This is a genomic window from Streptomyces sp. NRRL S-495 (assembly GCF_000966955.1).
Lineage (GTDB): Bacteria > Actinomycetota > Actinomycetes > Streptomycetales > Streptomycetaceae > Kitasatospora > Kitasatospora purpeofusca.
The window spans coordinates 1-19,089 of the sequence record NZ_JZWY01000262.1; the positions used below are offsets into that span (position 1 = coordinate 1).

The window sequence follows — 19,089 nt, forward strand, 5'->3', positions numbered from 1 at the left end:
GGGCCGGGGCGGCCACGGCCTGGCCCGCGCCGAGCGCGAGCAGGGGCAGGGCCGTCAGCGCGACAACGGCGCGCCGCAGGCGGGACTGGGACATGAGGGGATCTCCAGACTCGTCGGGTGAGGCGTCGGAGCGGTGGAGCATCGGAGCGGTGGGGCGGTGGGGCGTCGGAGCGGTGGAGCGTCGGAGCGATGGTGCCGCGCCCACGATCAAGGACGGCGGCGCCATGACAAGTGAAGAGGCTCCCTGACCCGGTATCAACCCCCCGGGGCCACCGCGACGCCCGGGCGCTCCCGGCGGATCCCCCGGATCGCCGGGAGCGCGGACGGCGGCCCGGCGACCCGCGCCCTGCCGCCGACGCTCAGGACCGCTGCTCCGGCGGGCCGACGGCGGGCGGGGCGTCCACCGGCACGGCATCCGCAGGGGCGTCCCCGCCGGGTCGGGCAGCGGCGGGTGGGCCGGCCGCCGCAGCGGGGAGTTTCCGCGCCGTTCGCCGGGCGGTGATGAACGCCACCGGGCCGGCGGCCGTCCGGGAAGACCGGCGGCACACCCGGGAGGACGTCCCCGGGCACCGGCGGGTGAGGCGCCGACTCACCCGCCGCCGGAGAAGCCCCCGCCGGAATTGGCCGAGCCCGAGCCGCCGTAGACCCAGCCGCCGCCGGAGGGCCGCCGGGGCTCGGGGCGGACGCGACGTTCGGTACGGCGCAGGACGGGGATGCCGGCCGGGCCGAGCAGGTCCTCCAGGGAGCGCTGGAGCGCGTCGACGTCGGTGCCCTTCGGCGCACTGCGCGGGCCCTCGCCGCCGGTCGAGGTCACCACCGTGATGTCGAGGGTGCGGACGGCCGGCGCGGGGTCGCCCTCGTAGGGCTCCTCCACGGACTCGCGCAGCTGGATCCGGCGCAGGCCGGAGATCGGGGCCCAGGCGCCGGCGCGGGCACCCCGGACGAACCGCAGTTCGGTCGGGTTCCGGGCCGGGGCGAACTGCACCCGGCGGACCGACCGCAGCTCGGCGGCCGCGACGAACGGCCACAGGAGCAGCGCGGCGGACACCCACAGCGCCGCGCAGACGGTCACCGCGCCCACGAAGGTGGCGCCGACGATCACCGCGACTGCCACGAGCAGCATGCCGACGGGGAGGAACGCGAAACCCACGGCGAGCAGGACGGCGAGCGTGCGCAGCACCAGGAGCGCGGCGGCGGGCCAGGAGCCCCCGCCCGGCTCCAACACGAGGTCGACGGTGGTGCCGTCACGGCGGCGGCGGAGCACCTCATCGGCAGGCATACCCGCCAGGGTAGGGCCGCTCCCCGGTGCCGAGAAGACCCCGGGCGCCGCCTCGAAAAAGCTGCGCCCGGGGCCTGCTGACGGCGCATCAGTGTGCCGCGACCTCCCAGTTGACGCCGACGCCGACCGAGACGTCCAGCGGCGCCCGCAGCGGGTAGGCGCCGGCCATCTGCTCGCGGACGACCGCCTCGACCGGCTCGCGCTCGCCCGGGGCCAGCTCCAGCACGATTTCGTCGTGCACCTGGAGCAGCATCCGGGAGGTCAGCCCCGCCGTGCGCAGCGCCTCGTCCACCCGCAGCATGGCGATCTTGACGATGTCGGCGGCCGAGCCCTGGATCGGGGCGTTGAGCGCCATCCGCTCGGCCATCTCCCGGCGCTGGCGGTTGTCGCTGTTGAGGTCCGGCAGGTAGCGGCGGCGGCCGAGCAGGGTCTCGGTGTAGCCGGTGGCGCGGGCTTCCTCGACCACCCGGTGCAGGTAGTCGCGCACGCCGCCGAAGCGCTCGAAGTAGGTGTCCATCAGGCCCTGCGCCTCGGCCGGCTTGATGCCGAGCTGCTGGGAGAGCCCGTAGGCGGACAGGCCGTAGGCGAGGCCGTAGGACATCGCCTTGATCTTGCGGCGCATCTCGGCGTCGACGGAGTCGCCGGGGACCTCGAAGACCTGGGAGGCGACGGTGGTGTGGAGGTCCTCGCCGGTGGCGAAGGCCTCGATCAGCGCCTCGTCCTCGGAGAGGTGGGCCATGATCCGCAGCTCGATCTGCGAGTAGTCGGCGGTGAGCAGCGACTCGTAGCCCTCGCCGACCACGAAGGCCCGGCGGATCATCCGGCCCTCCTCGGTGCGGACCGGGATGTTCTGCAGGTTCGGGTCCTGCGAGGAGAGCCGGCCGGTGGCGGCGACCATCTGGTTGAAGGTGGTGTGGATCCGCCCGGCCGGGGAGACCGTCTTGAGCAGGCCCTCGACGGTGGTGCGCAGCTTGGCCTGGTCGCGGTGGCGCAGCAGGACGACCGGCAGTTCGTTGTCGGTCTGGGTGGCGAGCCAGGTGAGCGCGTCGGCGTCGGTGGTGTACCCGGTCTTGATCTTCTTGGTCTTGGGCAGCGCCAGCTCGCCGAAGAGGATCTCCTGGAGCTGCTTGGGCGAGCCGAGGTTGAACTCGTGGCCGGCGGCGGCGTGCGCCTCCTCGACCACCCGCTGGATCTCGGCGGCGAACTGCGCCTCCAGGCCGGTGAGCCAGTCGCGGTCGGCGGCGATGCCGGTGCGCTCCATCCGGGCGAGCAGGGCGGCGATCGGCAGCTCCATGTCGCGCAGCAGTCCGGTGGCGCCCACCTCGGCGAGGCGGGTGTCGAACAGCGCGGCGAGGTCGAGCACGGCGCGGGCCTGGAGCATCAGCGCCTGGGCGCCGGCGGTCGGGTCCTCCTCCGGGGCGTCGAAGGCGAGCTGGCCGGACTCGGCGGCCGGGGCCGGGGTGAGCGAGCGGGCCAGGTAGTCCTCGGCGAGCACCTCCAGGGTGAAGGTGCGGCGGCCGGGCTTCTCCAGGTAGGCGGCGAGGGCGGTGTCGGCGACGACGCCCTCGATGCTCCAGCCGCGCTCGGCGAAGGCCCGCATGACCTGCTTGGCGATGTGCAGGGCCTTGGGGGCGGCCGGGTCGGCCAGCCAGGCGGCGAAGGCGCGTTCGTCCTCCTCGGCGAGCAGCGCCGGGTCGAACCAGGCCGCCGTCTCTCCGGCGGCGAGCGCGACCTCGGAGACCTCGCCGGCGCCGAGCGCCCACCGGTATACGGCGGCCAGCGCGACCGGGGTCTTGTCCGCGGCGTGCTCCCGCAGCCAGGCGGCGAGGGTGCCCGGGTCGGTGAGGAGCTCGCCGTCGACCTCGACGCCGGGGGCGAGTTCGGCGGCCTCGGGCTCGGCGGCGGCGGCCGGGTCGATGCCGTGGACGCGGTCGCGGAAGTTGGCGTTGCGGAACTCCAGCGTCTCCATGAGCGCGGTGACGGCCGGGGCGTCGAACGGCGCGCGGGCCAGCTCGGCCACGCCGAGCGGGAGTTCGACGTCCCGGACCAGCTCGGTCAGGACCCGGTTGCGCTTGACCGAGTCGAGGTGCTCGCGCAGCTTCTCGCCGATCTTGCCCTTGACCTCGTCGGCCCGGGCGACGAGTTCGTCGAAGGAGCCGAACTGGTTGACCCACTTGGCGGCGGTCTTCTCGCCGACGCCGGGGATGCCGGGCAGGTTGTCGGACGGGTCGCCGCGCAGGGCGGCGAGGTCGGGGTACTGGCGGGGGGTGACGCCGTACTTCTCGGCGACCTTCTCCGGGGTGTAGCGGGTCAGCTCGGAGACGCCCTTGGTCGGGTAGAGCACGGTGATGTGCTCGGTGACCAGTTGGAGCGAGTCGCGGTCGCCGGTGACGATGTCGACGTCGTAGCCGGCCGCCTCGGCGGCGGTGGCCAGGGTGGCGATGATGTCGTCCGCCTCGAAGCCCTCGGCGGTCAGCCGCGGCACGTGCATCGCGTCGAGCAGCTCGCCGATCAGCCCGATCTGGCTGCGGAACTCGTCCGGGGTCTTGGCCCGGTTGGCCTTGTAGTCGGGGAACTCGACCGAGCGGAAGGTCTGGCGGGAGAGGTCGAAGGCGACCGCGAGGTGGGTGGGCGCCTCGTCCCGGACGGTGTTGGCGAGCATCGAGGCGAAGCCGTACACCGCGTTGGTCGGCTGGCCGGTGGAGGTGTTGAAGTTCTCCACGGGCAGCGCGTAGAACGCCCGGTAGGCCATGGAGTGCCCGTCGAGCAGCATCAGGCGGGGCCGCGATCCGGCTCCGCCACCACCCGCCGCGCCCTTGTCCGTACTCTGCGTAGCCACGTCAACGTCCGTTCCTGCCGATTCCACTACCGGTCACCGATCCTAGGGCCCGCCACTGACAAAAGGGGCACGCCGGGGGCGGGCGTCCCCGGGGTGCGCTCGCGCCCCGGGCGCCACTCCGGTTTTCGCCGCCACCGCCTCTACCGCCGAGTAGGACGGTCGTACGATCACAGGCAGCACGACGACGCGACCCCCGAGCGGCAGGAGTTCCCCCATGACCGATCCGGCCCCCGACACCGCCCCCGACACCGGCACCGGCACCGCCCCCGGCAGCACTCCCGACGTCTCCCCCCTCATCGACGTCCCGCAGGAGATGCTGGACCACTTCGCCAAGCTCGGCGTGGACCCGGCCACCTTCTCCGGCGGCCGGCTGGGCGACAAGCTGGGCATCAGGATCGTCGAGGCCTCGGGCGACCGGGTGGTCGGCACCATGCCGGTGGACGGCAACCAGCAGCCGTACGGGCTGCTGCACGGCGGCGCCTCGGCGGCACTGGCGGAGACGCTCGGCTCGGTCGGGGCGATGCTGCACGCCGGTCCGGGCCGGTACGCGGTGGGCGTGGACCTCAACGCGACCCACCACCGCTCGGCGACCTCCGGCCTGGTCACCGGCGTGGCGACCGCGGTGTTCAAGGGCCGTACCGCCGCCACCTACGAGATCGCGATCACCGACGACACCGGCAAGCGGGTCACCAGCTGCCGCCTCACCTGCATGCTGCGCGACCTCTGAGCCGATTCTCCGTCAAATCCCTTGCCCGCCCCCTTGTTTGACCTTCGACAACGCTGGGAAGTCGTTGGTCTGGACAAGGGGGCGGTGGCATGTCCGGCCGTCCGCAGCGATGTAACCGTGCGTAACAACTAGGAAATCCGAGCAGTCGAGGACCCCGGGGGGTCGAGTCCACCCGAAAACAGCGCCCGGCGGCGCCTGACGTCCGATATTCGGACGCATACGCCCGACCCCAACGGCGCGAACACTCTTGTCCGGTAATCGGTGAGTTCAGGAGTCACCTGCCCTTCTACGCCTTACATGGCGCGTGTTGGCGTGGAAATACTGGGCACCGGGCGGGCCGGTCGGGCCGAAACGACCACATGCTGAGACGACTTCTCCGTGTGCTCATAACAAGAGAATCACAGCCTCGCCGCAGCACTGCCAGAGCCGCCGAGCGGCATCTAGAGTCACGGCCAGTCACCGCGCCACCGGAATGGGCCAGGCCCACCGCGCATCCAGGCTCCCGCCGTTCAGGCGCGGCGCCCTCCTGAACCGAAGGGGACCCCCCGTGCGTCATCGTTCAGCAGTTGTCGTGAGCATTGCCGTGATCGGCGCCCTCACCCTCACCGCATGCGGCTCCCGCGACGACAAGAAGTCCGGGGACAGCGGCCAGGGCGGCGGCTCCACCACCGTCACCATCGGCGTCGACGCGCCCCTCACCGGCGACCTCTCCGCCCTCGGCCTCGGCATCCGCAACTCCGTCGAGCTCGCGGTCAAGCAGGCCAACGAGAAGAACGAGGTCCCCGGCGTCAAGTTCCAGATCAAGGGCCTCGACGACACCGGCAAGCCCGCCCCCGGCCAGCAGAACGCCACCCAGCTGGTGGGCGACAAGGACGTCATCGGCGTCGTCGGCCCGCTGAACTCCAGCGTCGCCCAGTCGATGCAGCAGATCTTCAACGACGCCAACCTCGTCCAGATCTCCCCCGCCAACACCGGCGTCGCCCTCAGCCAGGGCGAGAAGTGGGCCAGCGGCGTCAAGGCCCGCCCCTTCAAGAGCTACTTCCGCACCGCCACCACCGACGCCGTCCAGGGCCCGTTCGCCGCGGACTACCTGATCAAGGACGCCAAGAAGACCAAGGTCTTCCTCATCGACGACCAGAAGACCTACGGGGCCGGCCTCGCCGCCACCTTCAAGGGCCAGTTCGTCAAGAACGGCGGCCAGATCATGGGCGAGGAGCACGTCAACCCCGACGACCGCGACTTCGCCGCCGTCGTCACCAAGGTCAAGTCCTCCGGCGCCGAGGCGGTCTACTACGGCGGCGAGTACCCCGCCGCCGGCCCGCTCTCGCTCCAGCTCAAGGACGCCGGCGTCAACATCCCGCTGATGGGCGGCGACGGCATCCAGAGCGGCGACTTCATCAAGCTCAACCCCAAGGGCCAGGGCGACCTCGCCACCGCCGTCGGCCTGCCCGTCGAGCAGCTGCCGACCGCCGCCAAGTTCATCGCCGACTACAAGGCCGCCGGCTACAAGGACGCCTACGAGACCTACGGCGGCTACTCCTACGACAGCGCCTGGGCCATCATCCAGGGCGTCAAGGCCGTCGTCGCCGCCAACAACGGCAAGCTGCCCGACAGCCCCCGCGCCAAGGTCGTCGAGGCCGTCCAGAAGGTCTCCTTCGAGGGCGTGACCGGCAAGGTCTCCTTCGACGAGTTCGGCGACACCACCAACAAGCAGCTCACCGTCTACACCGTCAAGGACGGCAAGTGGGCCGTGGAGAAGTCCGGCACCTTCAGCGGCTGACCCTCACCTGATCACAGGTCAGGAACGCCACAGCACGTCGGAGTTACCGCGCGGGGGCGCCACGAGTGCCCCCGCGCGCACCCACATCCACCACCCACGCGGACACCCCACACGCACAACGGAGGCCCAGCGGTGCACGACCTACCGCAGCAGCTGGCCAACGGCCTGATCCTCGGCGCCCTCTACGGCCTCGTCGCGATCGGCTACACGATGGTCTACGGCATCGTCCAGCTCATCAACTTCGCCCACGGCGAGATCGTCATGGTCGGCGGCTTCGGCGCCCTGACCGCCTACCTCGCCCTCCCCGGCGGCACCACCCTGTGGCTGGCCCTACCGCTGATGCTGATCGCCGGCATCCTGGTCTCCACCCTCACCGCCGTCGCCGCCGAGCGCTTCGCCTACCGGCCGCTGCGCTCCGCCCCCCGGCTCGCCCCGCTGATCACCGCGATCGGCCTGTCCATCGCCCTGCAGCAGCTGGTCTTCGCCTTCTACCCGGACGCCAAGAAGGCCCGGGTCTTCCCGAAGATCCCCGGCGACCCCTTCGAGATCGGCTCGGTCGCCATCCAGCGCAGCGACATCTTCCTCCTCGTCGCCGCCCCGCTCTGCATGCTCGCCCTCGGCTGGTTCGTCACCCGCACCCGCTCCGGCCGCGCCATGCAGGCGACCAGCCAGGACCCGGACACCGCCAAGCTGATGGGCATCGACACCGACCGGATCATCGTGATGGCCTTCGCCATCGGCGCCGCCTTCGCCGCCGTCGCCGCCGTCGCCTACGGCCTGCGCAGCGGCCAGGTCGACTTCCGGATGGGCTTCCTGCTCGGCCTCAAGGCCTTCACCGCCGCCGTCCTCGGCGGCATCGGCAACATCTACGGCGCCATGCTCGGCGGCATCACCCTCGGCCTCGCCGAGGCCCTCGCCACCGGCTACATCCAGCACCTGCCCGGCATGCACCTCTTCGGAGGCGGCGCCTGGAAGGACGTCTGGGCCTTCGTACTCCTCATCGTCGTCCTGCTCGTCCGGCCCCAGGGGCTGCTGGGCGAGCGCGTCGCGGACAGGGCGTGAGCACCATGACCACCAGCAGCACCGAGACCACCCCGGTCATCGCCCTCCCCGGCCGCACCGCCGCCCTCCTCACCGCCCTCGGCGCCGCCGCCACCGCCGGCTCCGCCCTGATGCCCTGGACCTGGACCTCCGAGTACCCCGGCGACCTGACCTTCTACGGCTCCCCGGCCGGCCTCCAGTGGCTCGCCCTCACCGCCGGACTGGTCACCCTCGTCCTCCTCCTCGCCACCCAGGGCGTCCCCGGCCTGCGCTGGGCCGCCCCCCGCCGCAGCAGCAACTCCGTCGTGCTCGCCGCCGCCGGCGCCGTCGCCGTCGGCTGGTTCTCGGTGGTCTCCATCTCCACCGACCTCGGCGGCCTCGCCAACCTCGAACCCGGCGGCTGGGTCCTCGCCATCGGCTCCCTGCTCGCCCTGGCCGGCTCGCTCGGCCTGCCGCTCGACCGGCGCACCGCCGTCCCGCTGCGGGTCCTCGACCGGCGACTGTTCCTGCTCGTCCCGATCGCCCCGGTGCTCTGGTTCGCCACCCACGCCGTCCCCGAGGACAAGCCGGTCGCCCCCGTGCTCACCGCCCTCGCCGGCGGCCTCGCGATCGCCACCGGCGCCGTCCTGCTGGTCCAGCTCGGCCACGCCGCCAACAGCTGGCTGCGCCTCGGCACCGTGCACCGGCCGCTCCCCGCACCGCGCGCACTGCCCTCCTGGGTCGAGGTCGCGCTGATCGTGGTCGCCTTCGCCATCGGCCTGTTCGCCATCACCTTCGGCATCGACACCGAGTACGGCGAACTCTTCACCGGCTACCTGCTGCTGGCCGCCTCCGTGGTCGCCTCGCTCGGCCGCTCCGGCCTGCTGCCCCGACTGCGCGCCCTGACGGTCAAGTACCAGACCGTCACCACCGGCGCCGCGTTCGCCGCCGCCGCCAGCTTCCCGTTCACCCAGACCAGCGACCAGTACACCTCGGTCGCCACCAACATCCTGATCTTCGCCACCGTCGCCCTCGGCCTGAACATCGTCGTCGGCCTGGCCGGCCTGCTCGACCTCGGCTACGTGGCCTTCCTCGGCGTCGGCGCCTACAGCGCCGCCCTGGTCTCCGGCTCCCCCGCCTCGCCGATCCACGTCCAGTTCCCGTTCTGGGGCGCCGTGCTCACCGGCGCCGTGGTCTCCATGGTCTTCGGCGTCGTCATCGGCGCCCCGACCCTGCGACTGCGCGGCGACTACCTCGCCATCGTCACCCTCGGCTTCGGCGAGATCTTCCGCATCACCATGCTCAACCTCAACGGCACCACCGGCCCGAAGATCACCAACGGCTCCAACGGCATCCCCCGGATCCCCGACCTGGACATCCTGGGCTGGAACCTCGGCAAGCCCACCACGATCTTCGGCTTCGAACTCGGCCGGTTCTCCAACTACTACCTGCTGATGCTCGTCGTCACCGCCCTCGTCGTCCTGGTCTTCGCCCGGGTCGGCAACTCCCGCATCGGCCGCGCGTGGGTCGCCATCCGCGAGGACGAGACCGCCGCCGAGGCCATGGGCATCAACGGCTTCCGCCTCAAGCTGCTCGCCTTCGCCCTCGGCGCCTGCCTGGCCGGCCTGGCCGGCACCGTCCAGGCCCACGTCAGCTACACCGTCACCCCCGACCAGTACACCTTCGCCGAGGCCCTGCCGCCCAACTCCGCCTTCCTGCTCGCCGCCGTCATCCTCGGCGGCATGGGCACCATCAGCGGCCCGCTGGCCGGCGCCACCCTGCTCTTCCTCATCCCGAAGAAGCTCGAGTTCCTCGCCGACTACCAGCTGCTCGCCTTCGGCATCGCCCTCATCGTCCTCATGCGGGTGCGCCCCGAGGGCCTCATCCCCAACCGGCGCCGCCAGCTCGAATTCCACGAGGCCGACATCCCGGCGCAGGCCACCGGCGACACCGTCGCCCTCTCCAAGGCAGGGGCGTGACCCTCCAGATGACCACCACCGACGCCCCCGCGCCCACCCCGGCACCGGCACCGGCCCCCGCCGAGACCCTGCTCGACGTCTCCGGCGTGACCATGCGGTTCGGCGGCCTCACCGCCGTCAACAACGTCTCCCTGACCGTCGGCCGGGGCGAGATCATCGGCCTCATCGGCCCCAACGGCGCCGGCAAGACCACCTTCTTCAACTGCCTCACCGGCCTCTACGTCCCCACCGAGGGCACCGTCACCTACCAGGGCGCGGTCCTGCCCCCCAAGCCCCACCTGGTCACCCAGGCCGGCATCGCCCGCACCTTCCAGAACATCCGGCTCTTCGCCAACATGACCGTCCTGGAGAACGTCCAGGTCGGCCGGCACAGCCGGATGCACCAGGGCCTGCTCTCCGCCGTCCTGCGCGGCCCCGGCTACCGCCGGTCCGAACAGGAGAGCCGCGACAAGGCCATGGAACTCCTGGAGTTCACCGGCCTCGCCGGCAAGGCCGAGCACCTCGCCCGCAACCTCCCCTACGGCGAGCAGCGCAAGCTCGAGATCGCCCGCGCCCTCGCCTCCGACCCCGGCCTGCTGCTCCTCGACGAGCCCACCGCCGGCATGAACCCGCAGGAGACCCGAGCCGCCGAGGAACTCGTCTTCGCCATCCGCGACCGGGGCGTCTCCGTCCTCGTCATCGAGCACGACATGCGCTTCATCTTCAACCTCTGCGACCGCACCGCCGTGCTGGTCCAGGGCCAGAAGATCGTCGAGGGCGACCGCGAGACGGTCCAGAACGACGAACGCGTCATCACCGCCTACCTCGGCGCCCCGCTCGAAGGCACCGCCCCCGTTACGGAGACCGACCAGTGACCGCACTCCTCGAAGTCAAGGACCTCCGCGTCTCCTACGGGAAGATCGAAGCCGTCAAGGGCATCAGCTTCACCGTCAACCAGGGCGAGGTCACCACCCTGATCGGCACCAACGGCGCCGGCAAGACCACCACCCTGCGCACCCTGTCCGGCCTGCTCAAGCCCACCGCCGGCACCATCACCTTCGACGGCCAGGCCCTCTCCACCGTCCCCGCCCACAAGATCGTCGCCCTGGGCCTGGCCCACTCCCCCGAGGGCCGGCACATCTTCCCGCGCATGACCATCGAGGAGAACCTCCTCCTCGGCGCCTTCCTGCGCAACGACACCGACGGCATCGCCAAGGACGTCGAACGGGCCTACGGCCTCTTCCCGATCCTCGGCGAACGCCGCAAGCAGGCCGCCGGCACGCTCTCCGGCGGCGAGCAGCAGATGCTCGCCATGGGACGCGCCCTGATGTCCCGGCCCAAGCTGCTGATGCTCGACGAGCCCTCCATGGGCCTCTCGCCGCTGATGATGCAGAAGATCATGGCGACCATCGTCGAGCTCAAGGCCGACGGGACGACCATCCTGCTGGTCGAGCAGAACGCCCAGGCGGCGCTCTCGCTCTCCGACCGGGGCTACGTCATGGAGACCGGCAGCATCGTCCTCCAGGGCACCGGCGCCGACCTCCTGCACGACGAGTCGGTCCGCAAGGCCTACCTCGGCGAGGACTGACCTCCCCGCACCACACGGAAGGGCCCGGCGCGTCACGCGCCGGGCCCTTCGCCTCGTTCCTGCTACTCCGCGGGGTCCGCGGCCTCGTCGGCCTTCTTGCGGTCCTGCGCGGCGCCCTCCTCGATGACCGCCTCGGCCACCGCCGCCATCGTCATCCGGCGGTCCATCGAGGTCTTCTGGATCCACCGGAACGCGGCCGGCTCGTTCAGCCCGAACTTGGTCTGGAGCACGCTCTTCGCCCGGTCCACCAGCTTCCTGGTCTCCAACCGCTGGGTGAGATCCGCGATCTCCTCCTCCAGCGTCCGCATCTCCGTGTACCGGGACACCGCCATCTCGATCGCCGGCACCAGGTCGCTCTTGGAGAACGGCTTGACGATGTACGCCATCGCCCCGGCGTCCCGCGCCCGGTCCACCAGCTCCCGCTGCGAGAACGCGGTCAGCATCAGCACCGGCGCCAGGTGCGCCTCGTGGATCTGCTCGGCCGCGGACAGCCCGTCCAGCACCGGCATCTTCACGTCCAGGATCGCCAGGTCCGGCTTCAGCTCCTGGACCAGCCGGACCGCCGTGGCCCCGTCCCCGGCCTCGCCGACGACGGTGTACCCCTCCTCCTCCAGCATCTCCTTCAGATCGAGGCGGATCAGCGCCTCGTCCTCGGCGATCACAATCCTGGTGATCTGGGGCGAATCGGTCTCAAGCGGCTCTGCCTGCTCGTCGGCGGTGCTCACGGGGCTCCTCGTTCCGGCGGGGTACTGCATGCACGAGGGTACCCAGACACGGTATGTTTGAGATCAGCAGGGTCGGGGGCCAGCCTTCGAATCCGTGCTTGCCCCGGTAGCCCAGCGGTAGAGGCAATGGTCTCAAACACCATCCAGCGTGGGTTCGAATCCCACCCGGGGTACTTTTCCTTCGATTCCAAAACGGATCGAAGCAGGCCGACGGTGGGCGATCTTCAATATTTCGAATGAAGATTCGCCCAACCCCGGACGACCTCCGCGAGCGGTCAGCTCGCCCGGTCCAAAGGCTCCAGCTCCACGGTGAGACGCATCCCGAGGGCCGAGGCGAGCCGCTCGAGAACGACGATGGTGGGCATCGTGCCACCGGTCTCGAAGCGGGCGATGGCGGGCTGCTGCATGCCGCACGCCGCAGCGAGCTGGGCCTGTGTCATTCCGAGCGCCTCCCGGCGGAGCCGGACGGTCTCGCCGAGCTCGAACCGGATACGGGCGGCCTCGTAGGCCGCACCCGCACCCGGTCGGTTCAGGATCTCCTCGCGCATGGTCCGCCAGGACGTCCGCTCACTCATTCCGCTCACTCCTCCTCGTCGACGGTGTGCCGCTCCGCCACGCAGCGCGCCAGTGCTCGCCGGGCCCGGTCGACCTCTGCGGTCTCCCGCATCCGGGTCTTGCGGAACACTGTGAGCAGGATGATCCTCCTGCCCGGTGCGATCCAGTAGGTGACCCGCATGTCGAGCTCGACCAGGTGGAAGCGGAGTTCGCGGAGCTTGCCGTCCAACTGCCTGCTGTAGGGCTCGCCGAGCAACGGGCCACGGTCGGCGAGCAGGTCGACGTAGAAGGCCACGGTTTCCTGCGCATCCTGGCCGAGCCCGCGGATCCAGTCCCGCACCTCCGGCTCGAGTTCCACTTCTCCCCATGTCATAACACGGATGATATGAAGGCGCCAGTGGTCCGCCCCGCCGTCCGAGGCACGAGGAGGGCGGCATTCCCCGATACGGGGGATGCCGCCCTCGCACGAACGCTCCCGGTCCGGTCAGTTGTCCAGGGCGCCCACGTGGTGGACCCGGACGAGGTTGGTGGAGCCGGCGAGGCCGGGCGGGGAGCCGGCGGTGATGACGACGATGTCGCCCTTCTCGCAGCGGCCCAGGGAGAGCAGGGCGGCGTCGACCTGTTCGACCATCTCGTCGGTGGTCGGCGCGAACGGGCCGAGGAAGGTCTCCACGCCCCAGGTGAGCGCCAACTGGCTGCGGACGGCCGGTTCGTAGGTGAAGGCCAGTACCGGGATCGGCGAGCGGTAGCGGGTCAGCCGGCGGGCGGTGTCGCCGGACTGGGTGAAGGCGATCAGGTACTTGGCGTGCAGGAAGTCGCCGATCTCCGCGGCCGCCCGGGCGACCGCGCCGCCCTGGGTGCGGGGCTTGTTGCTCGGGGTGAGGACGGGCAGGCCGTCGGCGAGGACGTCCTGTTCGGCGGCCTCGATGATCCGGCCCATGGTGCGGACCGTCTCGGACGGGTACTTGCCGACCGAGGTCTCGCCGGAGAGCATCACCGCGTCCGTGCCGTCGAGGACGGCGTTGGCGACGTCGGAGGCCTCGGCGCGGGTCGGCCGCGAAGAGTTGATCATCGAATCGAGCATCTGGGTCGCGACGATGACCGGCTTGGCGTTCCGCCGGGCGAGCTTGACCGCCCGCTTCTGCACCATCGGCACCTGCTCCAGCGGCATCTCCACGCCCAGGTCGCCGCGGGCGACCATGATGCCGTCGAAGCGGTCGACGATGGAGTCGAGGTTCTGCACCGCCTGCGGCTTCTCGATCTTGGCGATGACCGGGACCCGGCGGCCCTCCTCGTCCATCACCCGGTGGACGTCCTCGACGTCCCGGCCGCTGCGGACGAAGGAGAGCGCGATCAGGTCGGCCCCGGTCCGCAGGGCCCAGCGCAGGTCGGCGACGTCCTTGTCGCTGAGCGCGGGCACCGAGACGGCGATCCCGGGGAGGTTGAGGCCCTTGTGGTCGGAGACCAGGCCGCCCTCGACGACGAGGCAGCGGACCCGGGGCCCGTCGACCTCGACGACCTCCAGGGTGACCCGCCCGTCGTCGACGAGGATCCGCTCACCGGCGGTGACGTCCCCCGCCAGGCCGGGGTAGGTGGTGCCGCAGCCGTTCTGGTCCCCTTCGACGCCCTTGTCGGTGGAGATGGTGAACTCGTCGCCGCGTTCGAGAAGTACCGGGCCCTCGGCGAAGGTTCCGAGGCGGATCTTCGGGCCTTGAAGGTCGGCGAGCACGCCGATACTGCGGCCGCTCTCGTCCGCGGCCTTGCGGACCCGGCGGTACCGCTCCTCGTGCTCGATGTGGGAGCCGTGGCTCAGGTTGAATCGGGCGATGTCCATCCCGGCGTCGACCAGGGACTTGATCTGGTCGTACGTGTCGGTGGCGGGCCCGAGGGTACAGACGATTTTTGCTCGGCGCATAGTGCTGAGAGTAGGCATTACCGGCGCGTAACGTCGATGCCGGTCCGGACAACGGGATGGCCGTTGCCGTAAGGAGAGTTGAACAATCTGACACGACGTCGGACCGACGTGCGAGAGGTCCCCGGCAGTCCGTCCGTACTCGATCCCCGATGCGATTCCGTGAAGGGCTGTTCACCCCTGGTTCACCAGGACTTCCGCCCCCGCTCCCGGCCCGGCGGGACGCTCGTCACCCGGGTGGGGAGAGCACGTTGTGACGAGGGGGGAAGCTTCCGGAATGAAGCGCGTGATCGGAGTACTGACGGTACTTCTGGTACTCGGGGGTCTGACGTTCGCGGTCCTGAACAGAACGAAGGACGACCCCGGGGACGATCCGGCCAAGGTCATCACCCTCACCGGCATGGTCGGCTCGGAGAAGGGCGCGTTCTTCGACGACCAGCAGGTCAAGGACGCCTTGAAGGCCCGCGGACTGGTGGTGAACACCCAGAGCGCCGGCTCCTGGCAGATGGGCGATCTCAAGAACGACAACCTGGACTTCGTCTTCCCGGCGAGCCAGCAGCCCGCCGAGGCGATCAAGGCGGACCACAATCTGAAGAGCACCCCGACCCGGCCGTTCTACTCGCCGCTGGTGATCGTCACGTACAAGTCGACCGCCGAGGTGCTGAGGCAGAACAACCTGGCGTCCCAGGACGAGACGAGCCACGTCTGGAAGTTCTCGATGAAGGACTTCCTCGACGGCGTCGACAACAGGACAACCTGGCAGAAGCTCCCGAAGCCGCCCGCGAACGAGAAGCCGGGCGACCTCGTCGGGTCCATCTTCCTGACCACCACCAACCCCGAGACGTCCTCCTCGGGCGCCCTGTACCTCGCCATGGTGTCCTACCTGCTGAACGCCAACCAGGTGATCCCGGCGCCGTCGGGAGTGACGCAGCAGATCGGCGACAAACTGCAGGCGGTCATCTCCCCGCAGGGAGTCATGAAGAACTCCACCGAGGAACCGTTCATGGACTTCGTGTCCGGGAACGGCCGCCCGCTGGTGCTGGCGTACGAGTCCCAGGCGCTCGAACTGGTCCTGAAGAAGAAGGCCCCGACGGACATGGTGATGCTCTACCCGGACACCACCGTGGTCTCCGACCACACGATCGTCGCCTTCAACGACAAGGGCCAGCGGCTCGCCGACGCGCTGGCCGACGACCCGGCGCTGCGCGACCTGGAGATCAAGTACGGCTTCCGGCCGTCGGGCGCGGCGGGAGCGGCGGCGTTCGCCGCCAAGGTCCAGGAAGCGCAGAACAGCAACCCGGAAGCGCGGTTCGCGTTCGCACCCGACCTGGGTGTCGCGAAGGTCTCGCAGGCCACGGTGCCGACGCCGGCGGTCATGAAGCAGCTGGTCGACGCCGCGAAGGCCAAGTGATGGGGGACATGAGGACAGGAGCGGGCACGATGCGCAGGAGTGGTGTGCGGGGCCTGATGGCCGGTCTGGCACTGCTGGTGGCGACCTCGGTGGCGGCGTGCACGTCGTCGCCGGCGCCGCCGCCGAAGCCCGGGCCCAGCGATGCGCCGGCGCCCAGCGCGCAGCCGGGGGTGCTGCGGGTGCTCGCCGGCAGTGAACTCCAGGACATGGCGCCGGTGCTGGAGGAGGCCCAGAAGGCCACCGGGGTGACGGTGCAGTTCGCCTGGACCGGTTCGCTGGACGGCGCGGACGCGGTGTCCGCGGGCCGGACCGACGGTAAGTACGACGCGATCTGGTTCCCGTCGAACCAGTACCTGCACCTGGACGAGGGGAGCAAGTCGAAGCTGCTCTCGGAGACGCCGATCATGGCCTCGCCGGTCGCGTTCGGCATCCGCTCGGCGGTGCTGGGCGACCTGGGCTGGGGCGACGGCTCCAAGGTGACCTGGGGCAATCTGGCGGAGGCCGCGGCCGGCGGCAAGCTGTCCTACGGCATGGCGGACCCGTCGCGGTCGAACTCCGGCTTCTCGGCGCTGGTGTCGGTGGCCTCGGCCTTCTCGGGCGCGAACGCGGCGCTGACCGAGGCGGATGTGCAGAAGGCGACGCCGCAGCTGAAGCAGTTCTTCACCGGCCAGAGGCTGACGTCCGGTTCCTCGGGCTGGCTGGCGCAGGCGTACAGCCGGGCCGAGCGGGGCTCGATCGGCGCGCTGGTGAACTACGAGTCGGTGCTGCTGTCGATGAACAAGACGCTGGCCGCTGACCAGCAGCTCACCGTGGTCCGTCCGATCGACGGCGTCATATCGGCGAACTACCCGCTGACGCTGCTGAGTTCCTCGGCGCAGCGGGAGCGGGAGTCGTTCCAGCGGCTCACCTCCTATCTGCTGAAGGAGGATGTGCAGAAGCGGATCTCGGAGCTGACGCTGCGCCGTCCGGTGACGGCGGGAGTGGCCCCGGCGGCGGGGCTGCCGACGGACCGGCGGCACGAGCTGCCGTTCCCCGGTACCCGGGCGGTGGCGGACGGGCTGCTGTCCTCGTACCAGAACGAGCTGCGCCGGCCCTCGCGCACGGTGTACGTGCTGGACACCTCGGGCTCGATGGCCGGGCAGCGGCTGTCCTCGCTGAAGTCGGCGATGGGCCGGCTGACGGGCGCGGACGACACCCGGGGGGTGCGGCGGTTCCGGGACCGGGAGGAGGTCACGCTGATCTCCTTCGCCTCGAAGGTGAAGTCGACGAAGACCCATTCGGTGCCGACCGGCGCGGGCGCGCAGCAGGAGCTGGCGTCGATCAACGGGGATGTGCAGGCGTTGTCGGCGGACGGCGGGACGGCGGTGTACTCCTCGTTGCAGGAGGCGTACCGGGTGATCCAGCGGCAGCAGTCGGCGGCCGGGGACGACCGGTTCACCTCGATCGTGCTGATGACGGACGGGGAGAGCAACGAGGGGGCGTCGGACAAGGACTTCCGGACCTTCTACGAGGGTCTGTCCTCGGCGCAGAAGGCGACGCCGGTGTTCCCGATCCTGTTCGGTGACGCCGCGAAGGGGCAGTTGCAGGGGATCGCCGACCTGACCGGCGGCAAGCTGTTCGACGGGACGGGCTCGCTGGACGGGGCGTTCGAGGAGATCCGTGGCTACCAGTAACGGTGGCGGGAACGACCCCGGCGGCCCCGGTGACCGGGTCTGGGCGTATCTGACCTCCGCGCGGCACTACGTGGCGAGCGGGGCGGCCGTGGCCGGGGCGGGGGCGGCGATCGGGCTGCAGAGCCCGGTGGCGCTCTCGGCGCTGCTGGTGGCCGGGCCGTACGTCGCGACGGTGTCCCTGTGGCGGCGCAAGCCGTCGGAGGGGCTGGGCGGGCCGGAGGAGTCGGAGGAGTTGCTGGGCGTCTCGCTGAGCGTCCAGCGTCCGACGCCCCGGCCCGCGCCCCCGGTGTCGGAGGCACCCCGGGCCGCCCCGGCGTCCCCGGCCTCGGCCCCCGCCCCGGCCCCGGCCCCGTCGAGGCTCTGGCCGCAGCTGGAGGAGCTGGCGGCGTTCGTCGGCTCGGCGCCGCTGCCGTCGTCGGCGAACGTGCCGGGGCTGCTGGCGCGGCTGCGCACCGCCGGGCCGGGGCCGACCACCGAGCCGATCGTCCGGCGGCGGCTGCCGCTGGCGGTGGACGGCTACCTGCGGGCGCTGACCTGGCAGCCGTGGGCGGCGGACGGGGCCGACCCGGCGGCCGAACTGGCCCGGGCGGTGGACGAGATGGCGGCCCTGGTGCCGGCCTCCTGACAGCGTCGAGGCAGGAGCTGAACGGCCCCGGTCCCCCGCGGACCGGGGCCGTTCGCATGCCCGGCCCGCACCACCGCCCGTCCCGTCAGGCCTCCAGCGCGCCGGGCAGTTCGAGGCGGCGGCGCACCCCCAGCTTGCGGAAGCTGTTGGTGAGGTGGGTCTCCACCGTCCGCACCGCGAGGTGCAGCATGGCGGCGATCTCGGCGTTGGAGTGCCCGGCGGCGGCGAGCCGACAGATCCGCAGTTCGCTGTCGGTGAGCGCCTCCGCCCCGGCGTGGTCGCCGCGGCCGATCCGCGCGCCGGAGACCCGCAGGGCCTCCAGCGCGGCGGCCCGCTGCCGGACGGCGCCGAGTCGTTCGGCGCGCCCGGCGGCCTCGCGCAGGGCCCGCCGGGCGGCGCCGCGCCGGCCGCCGTCGCCGAGCAGCCGGCCGTAGGTGATGAGGGCGGGGACGAGTTCGGTGTCGATCTCGGCGGTGCGCAGCAGCAGGACGGCCTCGGCGGCGAGGTCGAGGCCGTGCCGGCCGCCGGTGGCGGCGGCGAGGGTGCGCAGGGCGCGGCCGACGGTGCGGGCGGTGCCCCAGATCCGGGCGAGGCGGAGTTCCTCCTCGGCGAGGGCCACGGCGGGACCGGGTTCGCCGAGCTGGAGGTGGCATTCGGCGGCGGCGGAGCGCCAGGGGGTGACGATGGGGCTGCGGACCTGGCGTTCGCCCTGGCGGCGGCCGCACTCCAGGAGGTCGGCGAGGGCCTCGGCGGGTTCGCCGGAGGCGAGCCGGAGCAGGCCCCGGGAGTAGAGGTACTCGTTCCATTCCCAGGAGTCCCGGGCCCGGTCGGCGGCGACGGCGCGGGCGAGGCCGTGGGCCTGCCAGAGCCGGCCGGTCTCGACGAGGGCGATGACGGCCTGGGCGACGAGGTGGGCGTTCTGCTGGCCGAGGAGTTCGGCGTAGCGGCCGGGGCCGGTGTCGTCGGTGGGGCGGGGCTCGGGGGCGGCGTCGGGGGT

The 19,089-nt window shown here is 71.4% G+C and carries 16 protein-coding genes and 1 tRNA gene; 10 read left to right on the forward strand and 7 right to left on the reverse strand.

Annotation, left to right across the window (positions count from 1 at the left end; all coding sequences use genetic code 11):
• Positions 1–589: 589 nt before the first annotated feature.
• Together VR45_RS15075 and polA are read right to left on the reverse strand one after the other, a co-directional pair.
• Positions 590–1,279, reverse strand: coding sequence for a hypothetical protein (locus VR45_RS15075; RefSeq protein WP_045940263.1), 690 nt, complete (start codon positions 1,277–1,279; stop codon positions 590–592).
• An 88-nt stretch (positions 1,280–1,367) separates the two neighbouring features.
• Positions 1,368–4,052, reverse strand: coding sequence for a DNA polymerase I (gene polA, locus VR45_RS15080; RefSeq protein ID WP_078896531.1), 2,685 nt, complete (start codon positions 4,050–4,052; stop codon positions 1,368–1,370).
• A 379-nt stretch (positions 4,053–4,431) separates the two neighbouring features.
• Here polA and VR45_RS15085 point away from each other — a divergent pair, with 379 nt between their 5' ends.
• The 6 genes from VR45_RS15085 to VR45_RS15110 all read left to right on the forward strand — a co-directional run bounded on the left by VR45_RS15085 (position 4,432) and on the right by VR45_RS15110 (position 11,191).
• A complete protein-coding gene (locus tag VR45_RS15085; protein WP_045940274.1) occupies positions 4,432–4,845 on the forward strand; it encodes a hotdog fold thioesterase in 414 nt (137 codons plus the stop codon).
• A 547-nt stretch (positions 4,846–5,392) separates the two neighbouring features.
• Positions 5,393–6,625 carry a branched-chain amino acid ABC transporter substrate-binding protein gene (locus VR45_RS15090; RefSeq protein ID WP_045940265.1) on the forward strand — a complete coding sequence of 411 codons (1,233 nt, stop codon included), beginning with the start codon at positions 5,393–5,395 and terminating at the stop codon, positions 6,623–6,625.
• Between the two features lie 132 nt (positions 6,626–6,757).
• Positions 6,758–7,687: a branched-chain amino acid ABC transporter permease gene (locus tag VR45_RS15095; protein ID WP_045940266.1), complete on the forward strand. Its 930-nt coding sequence runs from the start codon at positions 6,758–6,760 to the stop codon at positions 7,685–7,687.
• 5 nt (positions 7,688–7,692) lie between these two features.
• The gene (locus VR45_RS15100; protein WP_045940275.1) at positions 7,693–9,624 is read left to right on the forward strand and encodes a branched-chain amino acid ABC transporter permease; all 1,932 of its coding nucleotides are present in this window, start codon (positions 7,693–7,695) and stop codon (positions 9,622–9,624) included.
• 8 nt (positions 9,625–9,632) lie between these two features.
• Positions 9,633–10,478: an ABC transporter ATP-binding protein gene (locus VR45_RS15105; protein ID WP_045940276.1), complete on the forward strand. Its 846-nt coding sequence runs from the start codon at positions 9,633–9,635 to the stop codon at positions 10,476–10,478.
• Entirely contained in the window at positions 10,475–11,191 is a 717-nt protein-coding gene (locus VR45_RS15110; RefSeq protein ID WP_045940267.1) for an ABC transporter ATP-binding protein, read from the forward strand. The genes VR45_RS15105 and VR45_RS15110 overlap by 4 nt, the downstream gene beginning before the upstream one ends.
• 62 nt (positions 11,192–11,253) lie before the next feature.
• Here VR45_RS15110 and VR45_RS15115 read toward each other — a convergent pair whose 3' ends face one another.
• Positions 11,254–11,916, reverse strand: a complete 663-nt coding sequence (locus VR45_RS15115; protein ID WP_045940268.1) for a response regulator — start codon at positions 11,914–11,916, stop codon at positions 11,254–11,256.
• A gap of 100 nt (positions 11,917–12,016) precedes the next feature.
• Here VR45_RS15115 and VR45_RS15120 point away from each other — a divergent pair.
• Positions 12,017–12,089 (forward strand) — tRNA-Leu (locus VR45_RS15120).
• A 102-nt stretch (positions 12,090–12,191) separates the two neighbouring features.
• On the opposite strand, the gene VR45_RS15125 is transcribed toward VR45_RS15120, so the two are convergent.
• The 3 genes from VR45_RS15125 to pyk all read right to left on the reverse strand — a co-directional run bounded on the left by VR45_RS15125 (position 12,192) and on the right by pyk (position 14,386).
• Positions 12,192–12,491 carry a helix-turn-helix transcriptional regulator gene (locus VR45_RS15125; protein ID WP_045940269.1) on the reverse strand — a complete coding sequence of 100 codons (300 nt, stop codon included), beginning with the start codon at positions 12,489–12,491 and terminating at the stop codon, positions 12,192–12,194.
• Positions 12,492–12,496: 5 nt separating this feature from the next.
• Positions 12,497–12,844, reverse strand: coding sequence for a type II toxin-antitoxin system RelE/ParE family toxin (locus VR45_RS15130; protein WP_045940270.1), 348 nt, complete (start codon positions 12,842–12,844; stop codon positions 12,497–12,499).
• Between the two features lie 111 nt (positions 12,845–12,955).
• A complete protein-coding gene (pyk, locus tag VR45_RS15135; protein ID WP_030391373.1) occupies positions 12,956–14,386 on the reverse strand; it encodes a pyruvate kinase in 1,431 nt (476 codons plus the stop codon).
• A gap of 274 nt (positions 14,387–14,660) precedes the next feature.
• On the opposite strand from pyk, the gene VR45_RS15140 reads away from it, so the two are divergent.
• Genes VR45_RS15140 through VR45_RS15150 form a run of 3 tightly spaced genes read left to right on the forward strand, consistent with a single transcriptional unit; the run spans position 14,661 to position 18,092 of the window.
• The gene (locus VR45_RS15140) at positions 14,661–15,794 is read left to right on the forward strand and encodes a substrate-binding domain-containing protein (protein ID WP_045940271.1); all 1,134 of its coding nucleotides are present in this window, start codon (positions 14,661–14,663) and stop codon (positions 15,792–15,794) included.
• A gap of 29 nt (positions 15,795–15,823) precedes the next feature.
• Positions 15,824–17,467, forward strand: coding sequence for a VWA domain-containing protein (locus VR45_RS15145; RefSeq protein ID WP_078896533.1), 1,644 nt, complete (start codon positions 15,824–15,826; stop codon positions 17,465–17,467).
• Positions 17,454–18,092, forward strand: coding sequence for a hypothetical protein (locus tag VR45_RS15150; RefSeq protein WP_045940272.1), 639 nt, complete (start codon positions 17,454–17,456; stop codon positions 18,090–18,092). The genes VR45_RS15145 and VR45_RS15150 overlap by 14 nt, the downstream gene beginning before the upstream one ends.
• 85 nt (positions 18,093–18,177) lie before the next feature.
• On the opposite strand, the gene VR45_RS15155 is transcribed toward VR45_RS15150, so the two are convergent.
• Positions 18,178–19,089, reverse strand: a 912-nt coding sequence (locus tag VR45_RS15155) for a helix-turn-helix transcriptional regulator (RefSeq protein ID WP_045940273.1), incomplete at its 5' end; no start/stop codon positions are given.